Consider the following 18,953-nt stretch of genomic DNA (forward strand, 5'->3'; position numbering starts at 1 on the left):
AGCGAGCAGGCTGGTGGAGGTGAAGCATAAAAGCTCGGTGCGTTTGGTGCGGTTAACCAAGTGTCAAGTTAGGTAAAGGTTTGCCCGGGGCGATGACGCTGTGCAGCGCAAGGGCGATAATGCGCGGCCCCCACTCAAGAGCCCGCCATGATCTCTGTATTGCTCGTCGACGATGACCAGGAACTGACTGGAATGCTCAGCCAATACCTGGAGCGTGAAGGCTTCGAGGCGACCGCCGTGCACACGGGCGAGGAGGGCGAGATTCAAGCGCTTTCCGGGCACTACAGCATTGTGGTGCTGGACGTGATGCTGCCGCGCCTGTCGGGTATCGAGGTGCTCAGGCGCATTCGCGCCGTGAGCCAGGTGCCGGTGGTATTGCTCACGGCCCGTGGCGATAACATCGACAAGATCACCGGCCTGGAACTGGGGGCCGATGACTACGTGCCCAAACCCAGTTCACCGGGGGAACTGGTGGCGCGTTTGCGGGCAATCATGCGCCGGGTGCAACCGGCGGATCAGCCCACCACCGAAGTGATCAGGACCGGCCCGCTGGTCTTGTGGCCCGGCAAGCGCCAGGCCCAGTGGCAGGGGCGCGAGCTGGGGGTGACCAGTACCGAGTTCAGCCTGCTCGAAGAACTGGCCCGCTGTGCCGGGCAGGTGGTGAGCAAACAGGACCTGTCGCTCAATGCCTTGGGCTGTCCCTTGACCCGCTACGACCGGCGCATCGACGTGCATATCAGCAGCATTCGCCAGAAGCTCGGTCCGCGCCCTGACGCCAAGGCCTGGATTCAGAGCGTGCGTGGCCTCGGTTATCTGTTGATCGCCGAATGATGAAACCCAGTCGGCTGTTCTGGAAACTGTTCCTGGCGTTTTGGCTCGCCACCAGCCTGACGTTTCTGGTCGGGGTGGGCATTCTGGTACTGGGTAATCACAGGCCTGGCGATCCTCATTTGGAGGCCATCCTGGCCAGCGAGGAACAGCTGCTGCGACAATTCGGCGTCGAGTCGGGAAGGCAATTGCTGACAGTGTGGCGGCACCCCGGTGACGAAACCATTGGTGTCTATGACAGTGCCGGTCAACTGCTGGCTGGGTCGCCGGTTCCGCGGCCAGCGTTTGAGCGAACGGTCATCAGCAAGGACGGTCTGGCCCTCTCGCTCAGATCCTCACAGCCCCTTGGCAAAGAAGGTGAGCAAGGGCCGGGGCGTTCGATCCCGCTGATCATCGGCACGGTGATGAGTGCGCTGTTCAGCGGGTATATGGCGTATTACCTGGCGTGGCCGTTGGCCTATCTCAGGCGGGCGATGAGCGATGTGGCCAAGGGGCGCTTCGAAACCCGGGTCAAACCGATGATGGGCGGGCGCCGCGATGAAATCGTCGATCTGGCCGGGGACTGTGACCGAATGGCCAACCAGCTGAAACTGCTGGTGGAGGCCCAGCAACACCTGTTGCATGACATCTCTCACGAACTTCGCTCACCGTTGACGCGCATGCAAGCTGCCATCGGGCTGTTGCAGCAAGAACCGGCCCGCCAGGAAATGGTGGAGCGCATCCAGCGCGAATCGGTGCGAATGGATACGTTGATCGAGGCGTTGTTGACCCTGGCGCGCATGCAGGGCCGGCCCGAGAGTATCGACCGCGAGCCACTCGACATCATCGAGTTGCTGGCGGTGATCGTCGAGGACGCTCAATTCGAGGCGGGAATGAAAGGTTGCCGGGTCAGTCTGCAGGCGTGCCCGGCCTTTGTCAGTCGGGTCAGCGGCGAGTTGCTGTATCGGTGTTTCGAGAACGTCATTCGCAACGCGGTGCGCCATACCAGACCGATGACGGCGGTTGTTGTGTCGGCTGAGGTCAATCTCGAAGCAGACTGCCTGACGGTGCGGATTACCGATCAGGGGGCGGGTGTTGAAAACGAGCGGCTGCTGAGCATTTTCCACCCGTTCGAGCGTGGCTTGAGCGAGGCCAGTGCCGGTTTCGGCCTGGGCCTGGCGATCGCCTCAAGGGCCGTGGAAATGCACGGCGGCACGATTGTGGCGCGCAACGAGCCGTCCGCTGGGCTGACCGTGGAAATCAGCTTGCCCCGTCAGGCGTGATCTTTACACGATATTACATTGGCTTGACGGCTCTGTACGCCTCGCCTCAGTAGACTTCCCGCTCAAACTTACGCAGCGTTTGCTGATGTTTCAGCGTGGAGGTGGGCATGTTTCTGGTTCATAAAAAGGGCTTCGTTTCCGGCAAGAAAATGGTCGACGGGCTGGTGCCCTATGACTTCTTTTGTGAAGACAATCCGGCCATCAATCTGTTTGTGTTTACGGGTTCTACCGCGCAGGGCAAAACGGTCGAGGAGCAGACGCTCTGGGGCTTTACCCGGCTGGAGCGTTTCGAGGCGCTGACCAGCACCCTGGTATCGAACAAAAAAAATGATGGCTGGTTTCAAACGGTCAATGTGCTCACCGGGCCTGCCCAGAACGGCACCCAAAGCGTGAAATTTCAGCGGGTGCTGAAGATCATCAAGCATGCCGCTGTATCGAGCCGTATCGCCGGCAAGGTGCAATACGAAATCCTCACGGATGACGGCGACACTTATTTCACCCGTCCGCCCGCGACAGCAGACAGCGCGCAAACCATCATCTATGTGGCAGAGCAATAACTCTTTAGTTAATAACCGCGTAGGTGTTTACTGGAAATACATCGCATCATACAATGAGAATCATTACTACTAACTCATTGAGTGCAACGTCTTGAGCCATCCCCACCTCTTTGCCCGCCGCAAGGTTTTCATCAAACACGCGCTGCCGACACTGTCCTGCGTGATGTTCGCCGGTCCTTTGTGGGCACAGGAACTGATTGAACTGCCGACCACGGATATTCAGGCGAGCCGCGTCAGTCAAGACACCAGCTACACCACCTCTCAAGCCAGCACCGCGAGCAAAAGCGATGTGCCGATCAAGGAGGAGGCGCAATCGGTCAATGTAGTAACCCGGCAAACCCTGGCCGACTATCAGGTGCGCTCGCTGGACGACGCGATGAAGTTCGTCAGCGGCGTCAGTCAGGGCAACACCCTGGGCGGGTCCCGGGACTCGTTGGTCAAGCGCGGTTTCGGCACCAACGATGACGGCTCGATCCTGCGTGATGGCGTGCGTTCCAACCTGGGGAAAAATTTCAGCGCCACGACGGATCGCATCGAAGTGCTCAAAGGGCCTGCGTCGATGCTGTACGGCGCGCTGGAACCCGGCGGGTTGATCAACGTGATCAGCAAGAAGCCTGAATACACCCAGAGCACGACCCTGAGCGGCTCGGCCTACAGCGAAGGCGGCGGCACCATGGCCGTGGACACCACCGGGCCGCTGGGCGATACCGGCCTGGCTTATCGCCTGATTGCCGAACGCGGCCACGAGGATTACTGGCGCAATTACGGCGTGAATGAAAGCACCCTGGTTGCACCCTCGCTGACCTGGACGGGCGACCGTGCCAGCCTGACCCTCAGCTACGAATACAACGATTACTCCAAACCCTTCGACCGTGGCACGGTGTTCACCAATGGACATCCGGCGGACATCGACTACGACAAGCGCCTCGACGAAAAATGGGCCAAAAGCGTCGGTATCCGTGAATTGGCCACCGCGCGTTTCGAGTATCAACTGAGTGACGACTGGAAGACCCGCGTTACCTACGGCTGGAACAACGACCGCTACAGCCTCTCGATTGCCCAGCCGAGTTCGTTGACCGGCAACAACCTGCGACGTGCTGCCAACGGCGCTCACTACGACGATGAAACCCGTTACGCCAGCTGGGATTTCATCGGCCAGCAGGAACTGTTCGGCCAGCGCCATGACTTGCTGATCGGCGCGGACACCGAAGCGTCCGACCAATTCCGTGGCAAAACCTACCGTAATACCGCGCAGTCAGGCTTCGACATCACCTCGCCGGTTTATGGTCGTCTGGCCGAGCCGAGCCTTGTCAGTGCCAGCCAAAGTGACTTGAGCAACCAGCTGAATTCCAGCTCCGTGTACTTCAAGGATAACTGGCACCTCGATGACCGCTGGATCCTGGTTCTCGGCGGTCGCCAGCAGCATTACGATCAGTACAGCGATCAGGGCCGCGGCAGCAGCTACAAGGTCAACCGCGACGATAACGGCGATGCCTTCGTGCCGTTCCTGGGGCTGGTTTACAAAGCCACCGACAGCTTGTCGCTGTACGGTAACTACAGCCGTTCGTTCAAGCCCAATACCCAAGTCGACGATGCCGGCCATACCTTCGATCCGGAGGAGGGCCGCAGTTATGAGGTCGGCGCCAAGTACGATCCGCTGCCGGGGCTGAACATCAATCTGGCGTTGTTCGACATTGAGAAGAAAAACGTCGTGACCACCCAGACCGTCAATGGTACGAGCCTTTCGGAAGCCGCGGGCAAGGTCGGTTCACAGGGCCTGGAACTGGATATCACCGGGCGTGTCGCCGAGCGCTGGGACCTGATTGGCACCTACGCTTACACCCACACGGAAATCCTCGACGATCCGGATGACGAAGGTCACCGCCTCGCCGATGCGCCGAAGCACACCGCAAGCCTGTACCTTACCCATCACCTGAATGTGCCTACGGAGTTCGGGGCCTGGCATGCGGGCGGCGGTGCGCGTTATGTCGGCGAGCGTGCGGCCAACAATGCCAACGATTTCTGGCTGAGCAGCTACACCGTCGCCGATGCCTTCGTGCGCTGGGAGGCGCCGATGTTCGGGTACAAGACTTCGCTGCAGTTCAACGTCGACAACCTGTTCGACAAACAGTACTACCCGTCCTCCACCGGCAGCCAACTGGCGGTCAATGTCGGCGAGCCGCGCACGGCACGCCTCAGCGCCAGCGTGACGTTCTGATCGCACTGTCTTGATGTGCCGCCCCGTTCTGCCCGTGGAACGGGGCGGTAGTCTTCCTTCAACTCGACGACGCTTCAGGCGTCGGCGAGCTGAAACCGATAACCCACCCCGTACAACGATTCAATCGGATGCTCCCCCGGGCAGGCTTGTTCGAGCTTGCGCCGCAGATTGCGGATATGACTGTCGACCGTGCGGTCGGTGACCACCCGGTGATCGGAGTAGATCCGGTCGAGCAACTGATCCCGGGAAAACACCCGTCCCGGCGAGCGGGCGAGGGTGCTTAGCAGGCGCAATTCCAGTGGTGTCAGGTCCAGCGTTATGCCGTCGAGGGAGGCCAGGTACTGTTCTTCATCAATCTGTAGACGCGGTGGTGCAGACGTCAAAAGCTGAGGGCTGCGTCGCAGGATGGCTTTGACCCTGGCTACCACTTCACGAGGGCTGAAGGGTTTGCAGATGTAGTCGTCGGCGCCCAGATCCAGCCCGAGCAGGCGATCCACTTCCTCGACGCGAGCGGTGATCATGATGATCGGTACGGCACTGAAACTGCGCAGTTCCTTGCACACTTGCAGACCGTCGCACCCAGGCAGCATCAGGTCGAGCAGGATCAACCGCGGCTCGCGGGCACGGACCGCTGGCACCACCTCCAGCCCGTTGTCCAGGCATTGGGTCGCATACCCAGCGGCGATCAGGTAGTCACGCATCAATGCGGCCAGTTTGGGCTCGTCTTCGACGATCAGGATCGGGTTGTCGTTGACCATGGTTCAGGCATTCCGTGGCAGGCGCAGGGTCAGCCAAAGGCCACCCAACGGGGAATGATCGGCACTGAGGCTGCCGCCATGAGCCAGGGCGATGCTGTGACAGATCGCTAGCCCCAGACCGGCGCCACCGCTGGCGCGGTTGCGTGAGGTTTCGCCGCGGTAGAAGCGCTCGAACAGCCGCGGCAACTGATCCGCGTCGACCCCGGGGCCGGAATCCAGGAAATCGATGCGTACGTCGTCGCCATCGCTGGCCGCACGAATACGCAGCACACCGCCTTCATCGGTATAGCGCACGGCGTTTTCCAGCAGATTGCCGAACAGTTGCTGCAAGCGCTTGGGGTCGGCTTCCACTCTTAGGGGGGGTGTCGGCAGCTCCAGCTCCAAGCGCAAGTGCCGGGCATTGCAGCGTTCCTGGAACATCGCTGCGCAACTGTCCAGCAGCTCGTTGAGATCACATTCGCTCTTGCGGTAGGTCAGCGCACCCACATCGGCCAGGGACAGTTCATACAGGTCATCCACCAGTTTGCTGAGCATGCCGACTTCGCCTTGCAGCGATTTCATCGACGACTGATCGAGCGTGCGCACACCATCCTCGATGGCCTCCAGCTCACCGCGCAACACTGACAGCGGGGTGCGCAGTTCATGGGACACATCGGCCATGAACTCCCGGCGCATTTTTTCGTTGCGCTCCAGCGTATACGCAAGTTGATTGAAGTCGCGGGCCAACTGACCGACTTCGTCATTGGAGGACACCGCCACCCGGTTGCTGTACTCGCCTGCGGCCAATCGATGCGTGGCCGCGGCTACTCGCTTGACGGGGTCAAGCAAAGTGCGGGCGATCCACCAGGCGATCAGCATTGCCAGCAGCAACGAGAACACGCCCACGGCCAGACTGGTGCGCAACAGGTACAGGCGAAAGCGTTCACCGCCGGCTTCGGTCACGTTCTGGAACGGCGTTACCGCCAGCCAGCCGACGGTTTTACCGGCCACCTCGATCGGGCGCATCAGGGCGTCGTCGGCAATCGCCGAGTAGCCCATGACCAACTGCTTTTGCTGGTCCAACAGAGCGATGCGAAACACCGCGCCGGTCAGGTCAGACGTGGGCAGGGTTGGCTGCTGCGGGTTGGTGAAGTCTACGCCCGGCTCCGGTCGCATGAGTTCGAACCAGCGATCCGGCTGGTTGCGCAGAAATTCCCAACTGCCTTCGCGCTCATAGGCGCTGGCCAGGCGCGGCAGCACTGGGGTCATGCGCAACAGAGCCTGTTCGTTGAGGTAATCGAGAAAGCCTTTGCCGAAGCTCCAGCCGTTGGCCAGCCCCATGCTCAGGATGACAAACAGCACACTGGCCAGTACCGCGATAAACAGTTTGGTGGAGATACTCAGTTTCATGGGCTCGGGCAGGTCGGTGAATGGCCCGCCCATTTAGGCCCTGGCGCGACGAAGATTCAAGGGCGGCAGGCAATCTTCAATTTTCCTGCACATTTGCCTCGCAGTATGGCGTCTGGCTTCAGCCACCCCGTCTTGCAGAGGCATTTATGTCGACCAAAATTCTCGCCAAATCCCTGGTAACCGCCGCGGTTTTACTGTCCTTGATCATTCTGGTGGTGTTGAGCGGTTGCTCCCCCGGCGCATCCGCGCCCGTGGTCGAACCGGCCAAAGTGTCAGTGATCACGGTGCAACCTCAAAGCCAGGCGCTGACCACGGAGCTGGCCGGGCGCACTCAGGCGTTCATGATCGCCGAGATTCGCCCGCAGGTCGGCGGTATCGTCCAGCAACGGCTGTTTGTCGAAGGCGCCGAGGTCAAGGCCGGGCAGGCGCTGTATCAGCTGGACGCGTCCTCATACAAGGCTGCATTGGCTGAAGCACAGGCGACCCTCGCCAAAGCTCGCGCCACGTTGAAGTCGGCCCAGGCCACAGCCAGGCGTGATGCCCAGTTGGCGAAGATCGATGCCATCAGCCAGCAGGACAACGAGGATGCCCAGGCCAGTCTGCTGACCGCCGAGGCTGAACTGCAAGTGGCCCAGGCCGGCGTGGATACGGCGCGCATCAACCTGGCCTATACCCGCATCAGTTCGCCCGTCAACGGGCGTATCGAAACTTCGACGGTCACCCCTGGCGCATTGGTGGTGGCCAATCAGGACAGCGCACTGACCACGGTGCAGCAACTGGACCCGATCTACGTGGATATCACGCAATCGACCACTGAGCTGTTGCGCCTCAAGCGCGACCTCGCCAGCGGTGTGCTGCAAAGCAACGGCGAGGGCGAAGCGCGGATCAGTCTCAAGCTCGACGACGGCAGCACCTACGCCCATGAGGGCCGCTTGAAATTCAGCGGGGTCAGCGTCAATGAGGGCACCGGCACCGTGACCCTGCGGGCGGAAATCGCCAACCCGGACCGGCTGTTGCTGCCGGGCATGTATGTACGGGCGGTGCTGGAGCAGGCCCGGGACGATCAAGCGATCCTGATTCCGCAGCAAGCCGTGACCCGCAGCGCCAGTGGCGTGACGTCGGTGTTGCTGGTGGTCAATGGCAAGGTCGAACAGCGCGTGCTGACCATCGATCGCGCCGTGGGCAACCAATGGTGGGTCACCTCGGGCCTGACGGCGGGTGACCAGGTGATTGTCGAGGGCGGGCAGAAAGTCCGGGTCGGCGCCCCGGTGCTGGCGCAAAACCCAGGCACTCGCAGCCGCACGCGGCAATCGGCGCCGACTGCCATTGCGCAGGAGGGCTGAGCATGGCGCGGTTCTTTATCGATCGACCGATTTTTGCCTGGGTCATCGCCATTGTCATCATGCTCGCCGGCGCCTTGTCGATCAGCCAACTGCCGCTGGAACAGTACCCGGACATCGCGCCGCCAACGGTACGGATCTCCGCCACCTACACTGGCGCCTCGGCCGAGACCGTGGAAAACTCGGTGACGCAGGTCATCGAACAGCAGATGAAAGGGCTGGATAACCTGACCTACATGTCGGCCTCCAGCAGTTCGGCGGGCAGCGCCAGCATCAGCCTGACCTTTGCCGCCGGCACTAACCCGGATGTGGCGCAGATGCAGGTGCAGAACAAACTGCAACAGGCTGAATCGCGACTGCCGCAATCGGTGCAGAGCGAAGGCCTGACCGTGACCAAGGGCGGTTCGGACTTTCTGATGATTGCCGCCCTGGCCTCGGACAACCCAAGCGTTACCGGCACCCAGATCGGCGACTACATTTCCAGCACCTTGCTTGACCAGATCAGTCGAATCGATGGCGTCGGCGACGTGCAGACCCTCGGTTCGGGTTATGCCATGCGCATCTGGCTGAACCCGGCACTGCTGGAAAAGTATGCGTTGATGCCCTCGGACATCAGCAGCGCCCTGGAAGCACAAAACACCGAGGTGTCCGCCGGCCAGCTCGGTGCCTTGCCGGCGGTGGCCGGGCAACAGTTGAACGCCACTATCAGTGCCCGCAGCAAGCTGCAAACCGCCGAAGAATTTCGCAATGTGGTGGTCAAGTCCACCAGCAATGGGGCGGTGGTGCTGTTGGGGGACGTGGCGCGGGTCGAACTGGGCAGCGAAAGCTACGACGTGAGTTCTGCCCTCAACGGCAAACCTGCCGCCGCCATGGGCGTGCAGCTCGCCGCCGGGGCCAATGCCCTGAGCGTGGGTGAAGCGGTGAAGGCCAAACTCAAGGAACTGGAGCCTTTCTACCCTGCGCAAATGCAGCTCAAGAACGTGATCGCTTACGACACGACCCCCTTTGTCAGCCTGTCCATCGAAGAAGTGGTCAAGTCTTTGGGCGAAGCGATCGTGCTGGTGGTGCTGATCATGTTCCTGTTCCTGCAGAATCTGCGGGCCACATTGATCCCGGCGATCACCGTGCCGGTGGTATTGCTGGGCACCTTCGGCGTGCTCGCGCTGTTCGGCTATTCAATCAATACCCTGACCATGTTCGCCATGGTCCTGGCCATCGGACTGCTGGTGGACGATGCCATCGTGGTGGTGGAGAACGTCGAGCGGGTGATGAGTGAGAAGGGACTTTCGGCGCTGGCGGCGACTCGCCAGTCCATGGCGGAAATCACCAGCGCGCTGATCGGCATCGCTCTGGTGCTCAGCGCCGTGTTTATTCCCATGGCATTTTTCGGTGGTTCCACCGGGATTATCTATCGGCAGTTTTCGGTGACCATCGTCTCGGCCATGCTCCTGTCGGTGTTGGTGGCGATGACCCTGACACCGGCCTTGTGTGCGACCTTGCTCAAGCCGTCCGATGCCCAGGGCCATGGTGCGCAAAGCGGCTTCTTTGGCTGGTTCAACCGCAGCTTCGAACGCAGCGCCTTGCGCTATCAACAATGGGTCGGCGGCATTCTGCAGCGTGGGCGTCGGAGCTTGCTGGTGTACGGGGTGATTTTGTTGGCGATGGGCGCTGGTTACGCCAGCCTGCCGACTTCGTTCTTACCGGACGAAGACCAAGGCATCCTCATGGCGCAGATCCAATTGCCGGTGGGCGCCACCGATAGCCGTACTCAGGCCGTGATGAAGCAGTTCGAGAGCTACATGCTCGAACAATCGGAAGTCGAGGCGCTGATCAGCATCAGCGGTTTGGGCATGGGTGGCAACAGCCAGAATACCGGCCGGGCTTTCATCAAACTCAAGGATTGGAGCGAGCGATCGGGGAAAGGGCAGGACGCGGCTTCTATTGCCCAACGTGCAACCCTGGCGTTGGCGAGCATTAGCGATGCCAACGTGTTTGTCATGCAGCCGCCCGCTGTACGTGGCCTGGGGCAAAGTTCGGGTTTCGACCTGCAACTCAAAGACCTTGGCGGGCTGGGGCATGACGCCCTGGTCGCCGCGCGGGAGCAGTTCATCGAGTTGGCGAAGAAAGACCCGCGGCTGCTGGGAGTACGCAGCAATGGCCTGGACGATACACCGCAGCTCAAAGTCAGCATCGACGATCGCAAGGCCGGCGCCTTGAGCCTGAGCACCAGCGACATTAACAGCACCTTGTCCACCGCGTTGGGCGGCACTTACGTCAACGACTTCCTCAACCAGGGGCGGGTGAAGAAGGTCTACGTGCAGGGCGAGGCGTCGGCGCGGATGCAGGCGGCCGACCTGGAGCACTGGTTCGTGCGCAACAGCAAAGGCGAGATGGTGCCGTTTTCCTCGTTCGCCAGCAGCGCGTGGAGCTATGGCTCGCCGTTGCTGGAACGCTACAACGGCAACGCCTCGCTGGAGGTGGTCGGTGATCCGGCACCGGGGGTGAGCGCCGGGGTTGCGATGGATGCGGTGGAAGCGATCATCAAACAACTGCCCGAAGGCATCGGCTACGAGTGGACCGGGCAGTCATATCAACTGCGCTTGTCCGGCTCCCAGGCGCCGCTGCTGTACGGGATCTCGGTGTTGTTTGTGTTCCTCTGCCTGGCGGCGTTGTACGAGAGTTGGTCGGTGCCGTTTTCGGTAATGCTGGTGGTGCCGCTGGGGGTGGTCGGCGCGGTGCTGGCGACCCGCTTCAGTGGTTTGAGCAACGACGTGTACTTCCAGGTCGGGCTGTTGACCACGGTGGGACTGGCGGCGAAGAACGCGATTCTGATCGTTGAGTTTGCCAAGCACCTGCAAGAGCAGGGCAACAGCCTGCGGGTCGCGACACTGACTGCCGTGCGCCAACGCCTGCGACCGATCCTGATGACGTCTTTGGCCTTCATGTTCGGCGTGTTGCCACTGGCATTGAGCTCCGGCGCCGGTTCTGCCGGGCGCCAGGCCATCGGCACTGGCGTGCTGGGGGGCATGTTCAGCGCCACCGTGCTGGGGATCTTCTTTGTGCCGCTGTTTTTCGTGCTGATCCGTCGTCGTTTCGGTCGCGTATCCACCGCAACAACCGCCAACCCAACCGCGCAGAAAGGTGATGCATGATCAAGTTTCATTGGCCCTTGTTGGCTGCTCTGGTGTTGCTCAGTGGTTGTGTCAATCTGGCGCCGCAGTATCAGCGCCCCGAAGCGCCGGTCGCCGGGCAATGGTTGCCGTCGACCAGCGTGGCCTCAGGCGATTCGGCGGCGGATATTCACTGGCAGCAGTTTTTTACCGACAGTCGCCTGGCGCGCTTACAGACCCTGGCGCTGACCAACAACCGTGATTTGCGTCTGGCCAGCCTGAACATCGAAAAGGCCCAGGCTCAATATCGCATTCAACGGGCGGCGGCGTTTCCCACCATCGATGCAGGAGTCAGCGGCACACATAGCCGCACGTCCAGCAGCGGCACGGCGAGCACCAGTCATGAGTACAGTGCGCAACTGGGGCTGAGCAGCTATGAACTGGATGTGTTCGGGCGAGTACAGAACCTTCAGGACGAAGCGCTGGAAGACTATCTGGCACTGACCGAAACCCGGCGTAGCACCCAGATCAGCCTGGTGGCTGAAGTGGCCACGGCCTGGCTGACGCTGGCGGCGGACAACGAGCGTTTGCAACTGGCCCAGGAAACCCTGCGCAGCCAACAGGCAACCTACGAACTGACCCAACGCAGCCATGCCTTGGGCGGTTCTTCCGGCTTGGCTCTAGCCCAGGCACAAACCACTGTGGAGTCGGCCCGAGGCGATGTGGCGGTCTACGCCAGTCAGATTCTCCAGGACCGCAATGCCTTGCGCTTGCTGGTCGGCAGCGATATTCCCGATGAACTGCTGCCCGGCGCGAGCCTGCAATCGGTCGCGCTACTGGTGCAGGTGCCGGATGAGTTACCGTCCAGTCTGTTACAACGGCGCCCGGATGTGCTGGCTGCCGAACACACCCTCAAGTCGGCCAACATCGATATCGGCGCGGCGCGGGCGGCGTTCTTTCCGAGCATCAGCCTGACCGCCAATGCCGGTTCTGCAAGTTCGGCCTTGTCCGGCCTGTTCAAGTCCGGCAGCGGCGCCTGGACCTTCGCCCCGAGCGTCAGCCTGCCGATCTTCGATGCCGGCAGCAATCGCGCGACACTGGATGCGGCCAAGGTCGAGCGTGAAATTCAGGTGCAGACCTACCAGCAAACCTTGCAGACCGCCTTCAAAGAAGTGGCCGATGCCCTAGCGGTGCGCAGCACCCTGGACCAACGTCTGACGGCCCAGCAAGCCTTGACCGACGCCAGCCGTAAAAGCTTTGAACTGGCCGACGCGCTCTATCGCGGCGGCTCGCAAAGCTACCTCGAAGCGCTGGACGCCCAGCGTTCGTTGTACAGCGCCCAACAGGACCTGATCACCCTGCGTCTGGCCGAGCAGAGTAACCGGGTGACGTTGTACAAGGTGATGGGGGGCGGCTGGAATTAATGTTCGCGATCAGGCCCGCCCCCCTGGATCAGTGCCCGCCCACCACCATATGGCTGAACGGCGCCACATACGCCTGCAACGTCACCAGCCCGCCCACCAGAATCGCCAGCACCACGGAGTGGAAAAACACGTAGCGCAGGATTTCCCCTTCATGACCGTACCAGCGGGTGGCGGTGGACGCGACCACGATCGACTGGGCGTCGACCATCTTGCCCATGACCCCGCCAGAACTGTTCGCGGCGGCCATCAGCACTGGGCTCAGGCCCAGTTGCTCGGAGGTCACCCGTTGCAAGCCGCCGAACAGCACGTTGGAGGCCGTGTCCGAGCCGGTCAGGGCCACGCCGAGCCAGCCGAGCAGGGTGCCGAACATCGGGTAGAAAATGCCCGTTGCGGCGAAGGCCAGGCCCATGGTGGCATCGAGGCCCGAGTAGCGGGTGAGAAAACCCAGGGCGAGCATCGCCACAATGGTGGTGAGCGAATAGCGCACTACCCACAGCGTTCGCAGGTAATGGTGCAGCAGTTGCGGGATGGAATAACCCATCAGCAGCCCGCCGAGGATCGCCGCGAGCAAGATGCCGCTACCGGTGCTGGTGAACCAGGTGAACTTGTAGATCGCGTCCTCGGCTTTCGGTGCGGGCACCACCGGCGGGACCTTCTCGATCTGTTGATGAATCGTGGTGAAGGTCACGCTCGGGGCAAAGATCGGGTTGGCCTCGCGCATCGGTTTGCCCTGCGGATCAAGCTTGGCCGAGTGCGTTTGCGGATCCATGGCCGGGCGGGTATCGAACAAGTTTTTGAAGCCCTGGGTGCCCCAGGCGAAAACGAACACCGTGAGGATGATCCACGGCATCCAGGCGCGCATAACCGCGGGTTTTGCATCGCTGGCAAAGGTCGCGCTGGCGACGGGTTTCTGGTCATGCTCCTGGGCTATTTTGGAGTTGTCGACTCGCCCTGACAGGGCGGCCGAGGTATGCACCGTGGCTGGTTTCCAGACCCTGAGGAAACCAGTCAGGCAGGCCATGGAAATCAGTGCCGCGATGACGTCCACCAGCATTGGCCCGTGGTAGTTGGAGACGAGGAATTGCGGTATGGCGAAGCTGACGCCGGCAACCAGAATCGGCGGCCAGATTTCCAGCATCTTGCGCCATCCGGCGAAGGCCCAGATCAGCCAGAACGGCACGATCACCGAGAAGAACGGCAACTGCCGACCGACCATCATCGACAGCTCCATTTCATCCAGCCCGGTCACTTTGGCCAGGGTGATGACGGGCGTGCCCAGAGCACCGAACGCCACGGGCGCGGTATTGGCAATCAACGCCAGGCCAGACGCGGCCAGGGGTGAGAAACCCAGCCCGATCAAAATGGCCCCGGTTACCGCCACGGGAGTGCCGAAACCGGCGGCCCCTTCGAAGAAGGCACCGAAGCAGAAGGCAATCAGCAGCAATTGCAGACGTCGGTCGTCGGTGATGCGCGCCAGGGAGTCTTGCAGCACTTTGAACGAGCCGTTCTCGGTGGTCAGCCGATGCAGGAAAATAATGTTGAGCACGATCCAGCCAATCGGCAACAGACCGTTGGCGGCGCCGAACAGTGCGGCCGAGCCGGCCATCTTCGCGGGCATGCCGAAGGCGAAAATCGCGATCAACAAGGCCGAGCCCAGGGCCAGCAGCGCAGCCAGATGCGCCTTGATGTGGAAAAACGCCAGGGAAACCAGCATCACCACCACCGGCACCGCCGCCATGAGGGTTGATAGCACCGGGTTACCAAAGGGGTCATAGATTTGCTGCCAGACCATTTTCCACCTCTGCTTATTATTGTGGGTAGCGCGGGGAAGGTGGCTTGAGTATAGGTGGCAATACGCTGCTGTCCTGGCGGGTGCTTGCCAGCCCTACGATGCGCGTTAGGTTTCTAGACCCTCCTGAAGCGTGCGCTCCTTTCGACCATCGCCACGATCGTTTCGAAGAGTTCGTCCTGTGCCTGCTCCGCGGTGATTTCTCCGGTCGCGGCGGCATGGGACAGCGCCTCGGCGGCACCGAGCATCGCCCGAAGACTCGCTGGCGCGATATCACCGGTGCCGGCGAAGGGGAGCAGGGCGTTGCGGCACTTGCCCATGAAGATCGCTTCGTACTCGCGCTTGATCTTTTCCAGCTCGGGCGAGCTCGTCAGCGCCGCGATCACACCCGGGATCTCGCGGCCCTGAAGCAGAACGCAGTCGACATAAGACGAGGCGATGACCATTGCCTTACTGGCCAGTGTCGGTTCACTGGCTTCAAGCGCGGTATCCATGAGCGCGGTCTGACGTGCGTCGAACTCCTGATAGAGCACCGCCAGCAACCCGGGGCGGGTGGTGAAGTGATCGTAAACCACCGGTTTTGTGACCCCCGCCTGTTCGGCGAGCCGGCCAAGCGTCAACGCGTCCGTACCTTCCTCTCGAACGAGTTGCCAGGCGACATCCAGCAACTGGCGCAAGCGCTCCTCCCGCGACATCCGCCGGCGCGGTTGCGGACTGGAATCTTGCTCGGGTGTTTCGGTGCTTGACATGGCTATATACCAAAAGTAGCTTACTGAACGTAACTTACCAAGAGTATATAAGGCTCGCCTTTCACCCTCAATCACTCATTCCGTAGCAGGAGATTTTGCCATGCACGCGCTCATCGTTGTGGCTCACCATGACCCCCAATCGCTTACCCATAGCCTCGCGAGACACGTCGCTGAAGGAGTATCCGAGGCGGATGCCGACCACTCTTTCGAAATTGCGGACCTCTGGGCGCAAGGGTTCGATCCGAGATTCGGCGCGGCCGATCTCGCCGTCCATCACCGTGAAGCACCGCCGCCCGCCGATGTGGCCGCCGAGCAGGCGCGAATCGATCGCGCCGATGCGCTGGTGCTGGTTTATCCGGTTTATTGGTGGTCGATGCCGGCACTGCTCAAAGGCTGGATCGACCGTGTGTTCGCCAATGGCTGGGCGTTCGATTTCGCGGCGGATGCCAGGTTGGAGAAGAAGCTTCGCCATCTGCGGGTTCATCTGGTGGGTGTTGGCGGTGCCGACGCAGGAACCTATGCGCGCCACGGTTATGCCGACGCCATGAAGACGCAGATCGACCATGGGATCTTCGATTATTGCGGTGCTTGCGTGGTGACGTCCGAGTTGCTGCTCGAATCGGAATTCCAGGAACCGACGGTTCATTTGCAGGCTGCGCGCACGATCGGTCGTGAGCTTTTTGCTGCCTCCGGGCGCCGCGACGCGGAGCAGGATGTTCAGCGTTGCCGAGTGGTCAGCGCCGAGGCTTTTTGACAGACAAAAAAAGAGCCTCAAAGCTCTTTGATGGGGAGGAAGTAGAGCCGAGAGGCTCAAGATGCGCATGAAACAAGGGGTGGGCTTATTGGGGTTCAGTTCACCCACCACTTACGCAACGGCTTAAACCTCCAACCGCTGCGTACCACTATCGTAGGAAGCCGTGGTTTAGCACTCAAGTACCATTAGTCTGCTGCCCCTGGCCAACCAGCCCGGCGCAACGCCTTGAGCAAGGTGTCGGCGTCCAGACCGGGCACTGTATGACCGTTGCCTTCGGTGGTATTGGCAGCCAGCAGGGCATTGATGATCGCTTCTTCCACGGCTTCGGTAGCGGCGAGGAACAGTTCGCTGATGTGGTCGTTGTTGACCATGCTCAGGTGGTCGCAGGTGGGTGCGCCTTTGCCTTGATAAGCGGCCGGCGGCACGTGTTGATTACCGGTGGCGAAGGCCACGAAGATGTCGCCGCTGTGGTCTTCGTTGCCGCCGCCGGTGCGAGCCAGGCCGAGGCTGGCGCGTTGCGCGAGTCGGGTGCATTGGTGCGGCAAAAGAGGCGCATCGGTGGCCAGGCAGACGACGATCGAGCCCATGCCCGGATGCGGCAGGGAAGCTTTGAGGAAAGGCGAATCGGCCTGTTCCATATAACGTCCCACCGGATAACCATCGACGCGCAACTCGTTGCGAATGCCGTGGTTGGCCTGGACGATCGCACCGACGGTCCAGCCTCCCTGCGCTGCATTCAGCCGCCGCGATGCGGTGCCGATCCCGCCCTTGAATTCATGACAGATCATCCCGCTGCCGCCGCCCACGGCGCCTTCGATGACCGGGCCGCCGACCGCTGTACGCAACGCTTCGGCCACATGTTCAGGACGTACATGAAAGCCGTTGATGTCGCTGAGCAAACCGTCGAATGTTTCCAGCACCACCGGCATGTTCCAGTAAAGACGCCCGTCGTCGGGCTGGTCCTGACGATCCAGCGCAATCAGCGCATCACGCACCACGCCCAGGCTGTGGGTGTTGGTGAAGGCGATCGGGCTGGTCAGCAGGCCGGCCTCACGAATCCACTCCAGCCCCGTGGCATCGCCATTGCCGTTGAGCACATGGACGCCGGCGAAGCACGGCTGTTGATTGGTGGAGCCGGCACGGGGCTCGATCAGGGTGACGCCGGTGTGAATGTCGCGGCCGTCAGCGGTTTGTCCTCGCACATTGCTGTGACCGACCCGTACGCCGGGCACATCGGTGATGGCATTGAGGGGGCCGGGTTGCAGTTGGCCAAACTGAATGTTCAGGTTGCGGGCACGTGGTTTCATTATTTCTCTCATCTTCAATTCGTTCAAAAAATGGGGCTTATCGACCGTTCCAGTAGCAGCCGCCGAACGCCGCGTTCGGCCGTAGCAGCTGTCGAGCCTGCGAGGCTGCGTTCGGCGGCGAAGCCGTCGTGAATCCGGCTGACGCGGACGGCCTGACGCACCGCGAGTTCTGGTTTTACGACGGCTGCGCCGCCGAACGCAGCCTCGCGCTGCTCGACAGCTGCTACAAAAAATGCGTTGCGGTTTGGATCGCGAGGTTTACTGGCCGTTCTTCACCATGCTCCAGACGCGCGTGCGTACGCGCTCGGTCGCCTTCGGCAAGGGTTCCAGGGTGAACAGCTTGTCCATGGCCTCGGCCGGTGGGTAAACAGCAGGGTTGTTGCGGGTCGCCTCGGTCACCAGGCTGGTCGCGCTACGGTTGCCGTTGGGGTAGGACAGGTGGTCGCTGACCGGCGCGATGACGTCGGGGCGCATCAAGTAGTCGATGAACGCCACGCCTTGCTGCGGATGCGGGGCGTCCTTGAGCAGTACCAAGGTGTCGAACCACACCGGCGCACCTTCTTTCGGCAGGCTGTAGGCGATCTTCACGCCATTACCCGCCTGTTCGGCGTTGGCCTTGGCTTCCAGAATCGCGCCAGACCAGCCCACCGCCACGCAGATGTTGCCGTTGGCCAGGTCGCTGATGAATTTGGAGGAGTTGAAGTAGGCGATGTGCGGGCGCAATTTGAGCAGCAGCGCCTGGACTTTCTTGTAGTCCTCGGGGTCGGTGCTGTTGGGCGGCAGGCCCAGGTAATGCAGCGCGACCGGCAGCATCTCCGAAGGCGAGTCGAGCATGGCTACGCCGCAGTCGCCAAGCTTGGCCAGGTTCGCTTCGTTGAACACCAGTTCCCAGGAGTTCACTGGCGCCTTGTCGCCCAGCGCGGCACGGACCTTGTCGACGTTGTAGCCGATACCGTTCGTACCCCACAGATACGGCACAGCGTACTGGTTACCCGGATCGTTGTTGGCCAGTTTCGCCAACAGGTCGGTGTCCATGTTTTTGAAGCCGGGCATTTGCGCGCGAGGCAGTGGCGCCAGCGCACCGGCCTTGATCAGCGTCGGCAGGCTGAAGTTGCTGGCCACCACCACGTCATAACCGCTGCGGCTGGTCAGCAGTTTGCCTTCCAGGACTTCGGCGCTGTCGAAGGTGTCGTAAACCGACTGGATCCCCGTGTCGCGCTTGAAGTCCTGCAAGGTGGTGGGGCCGATGTAGTCGTACCAGTTGTAGACGTGCACGGTGGGGTTGTCGGCGGCGACTGCCGACAGCGAAGCGCACAAGCAGGCGCTCAGCCCCAGGTTGATATGCGAACGGTGACAACTCATGATGCGGCACTCCTGGCCTGCTGCAGGCCGGTGATGATCAGGTGCTTGCAGCGTATCGGCAGGCGAGGTACTCACCCATTCCCATCATGGGTTACTCAAAAGGGGT

14 protein-coding genes are annotated in these 18,953 nt (G+C 61.4%); 8 read left to right on the plus strand and 6 right to left on the minus strand.

The window, feature by feature from the left end; all coding sequences use genetic code 11:
* Window positions 1-147 precede the first annotated feature (147 nt).
* The 4 genes from LOY28_RS12950 (at window position 148) to LOY28_RS12965 (ending at window position 4,865) form a co-directional block, all read left to right on the plus strand.
* Entirely contained in the window at window positions 148-831 is a 684-nt protein-coding gene (locus LOY28_RS12950; protein ID WP_258614064.1) for a response regulator transcription factor, read from the plus strand.
* Window positions 828-2,090: an ATP-binding protein gene (locus tag LOY28_RS12955; protein WP_258614071.1), complete on the plus strand. Its 1,263-nt coding sequence runs from the start codon at window positions 828-830 to the stop codon at window positions 2,088-2,090. Before LOY28_RS12950 ends, LOY28_RS12955 begins: the two co-directional genes overlap by 4 nt.
* A 107-nt stretch (window positions 2,091-2,197) precedes the next feature.
* Window positions 2,198-2,647 (plus strand): hypothetical protein, encoded by a 450-nt coding sequence (locus tag LOY28_RS12960; protein WP_258614447.1) that lies wholly within the window; start codon window positions 2,198-2,200, stop codon window positions 2,645-2,647.
* A gap of 91 nt (window positions 2,648-2,738) precedes the next feature.
* Window positions 2,739-4,865: a TonB-dependent siderophore receptor gene (locus tag LOY28_RS12965; protein WP_258614075.1), complete on the plus strand. Its 2,127-nt coding sequence runs from the start codon at window positions 2,739-2,741 to the stop codon at window positions 4,863-4,865.
* A gap of 74 nt (window positions 4,866-4,939) precedes the next feature.
* On the opposite strand, the gene LOY28_RS12970 is transcribed toward LOY28_RS12965, so the two are convergent.
* Entirely contained in the window at window positions 4,940-5,623 is a 684-nt protein-coding gene (locus LOY28_RS12970; RefSeq protein WP_019578707.1) for a response regulator, read from the minus strand.
* 3 nt (window positions 5,624-5,626) lie between these two features.
* Window positions 5,627-7,045, minus strand: a complete 1,419-nt coding sequence (gene baeS / locus LOY28_RS12975) for a sensor histidine kinase efflux regulator BaeS (protein WP_192350331.1) — start codon at window positions 7,043-7,045, stop codon at window positions 5,627-5,629.
* A gap of 113 nt (window positions 7,046-7,158) precedes the next feature.
* On the opposite strand from baeS, the gene LOY28_RS12980 reads away from it, so the two are divergent.
* From LOY28_RS12980 to LOY28_RS12990, 3 genes are read left to right on the plus strand one after another with little or no spacing between them, the layout of a single operon-like run.
* Window positions 7,159-8,355 carry an efflux RND transporter periplasmic adaptor subunit gene (locus LOY28_RS12980; RefSeq protein ID WP_018928960.1) on the plus strand — a complete coding sequence of 399 codons (1,197 nt, stop codon included), beginning with the start codon at window positions 7,159-7,161 and terminating at the stop codon, window positions 8,353-8,355.
* A 2-nt stretch (window positions 8,356-8,357) separates the two neighbouring features.
* Window positions 8,358-11,504, plus strand: coding sequence for an efflux RND transporter permease subunit (locus tag LOY28_RS12985; protein WP_258614087.1), 3,147 nt, complete (start codon window positions 8,358-8,360; stop codon window positions 11,502-11,504).
* Window positions 11,501-12,886: an efflux transporter outer membrane subunit gene (locus LOY28_RS12990; protein ID WP_258614092.1), complete on the plus strand. Its 1,386-nt coding sequence runs from the start codon at window positions 11,501-11,503 to the stop codon at window positions 12,884-12,886. Before LOY28_RS12985 ends, LOY28_RS12990 begins: the two co-directional genes overlap by 4 nt.
* Before the next feature lie 28 nt (window positions 12,887-12,914).
* On the opposite strand, the gene LOY28_RS12995 is transcribed toward LOY28_RS12990, so the two are convergent.
* Together LOY28_RS12995 and LOY28_RS13000 are read right to left on the minus strand one after the other, a co-directional pair.
* On the minus strand, window positions 12,915-14,678 hold the full coding sequence (locus tag LOY28_RS12995; RefSeq protein WP_258614093.1) for an L-lactate permease: 1,764 nt from the start codon (window positions 14,676-14,678) through the stop codon (window positions 12,915-12,917).
* Between the two features lie 113 nt (window positions 14,679-14,791).
* Window positions 14,792-15,424 carry a TetR/AcrR family transcriptional regulator gene (locus LOY28_RS13000; RefSeq protein ID WP_028940714.1) on the minus strand — a complete coding sequence of 211 codons (633 nt, stop codon included), beginning with the start codon at window positions 15,422-15,424 and terminating at the stop codon, window positions 14,792-14,794.
* Between the two features lie 100 nt (window positions 15,425-15,524).
* On the opposite strand from LOY28_RS13000, the gene LOY28_RS13005 reads away from it, so the two are divergent.
* Window positions 15,525-16,178, plus strand: coding sequence for an NAD(P)H-dependent oxidoreductase (locus tag LOY28_RS13005; RefSeq protein ID WP_258614094.1), 654 nt, complete (start codon window positions 15,525-15,527; stop codon window positions 16,176-16,178).
* Window positions 16,179-16,363: 185 nt separating this feature from the next.
* On the opposite strand, the gene LOY28_RS13010 is transcribed toward LOY28_RS13005, so the two are convergent.
* Complete coding sequence (locus LOY28_RS13010; RefSeq protein ID WP_064617582.1) at window positions 16,364-17,485, minus strand: P1 family peptidase; 1,122 nt, start codon at window positions 17,483-17,485, stop codon at window positions 16,364-16,366.
* 258 nt (window positions 17,486-17,743) lie between these two features.
* A complete protein-coding gene (locus LOY28_RS13015; protein WP_258614096.1) occupies window positions 17,744-18,847 on the minus strand; it encodes a polyamine ABC transporter substrate-binding protein in 1,104 nt (367 codons plus the stop codon).
* Window positions 18,848-18,953: the final 106 nt, after the last annotated feature.

Origin of the sequence: Pseudomonas sp. B21-017, from assembly GCF_024749245.1 — a bacterium.
GTDB lineage: Bacteria > Pseudomonadota > Gammaproteobacteria > Pseudomonadales > Pseudomonadaceae > Aquipseudomonas.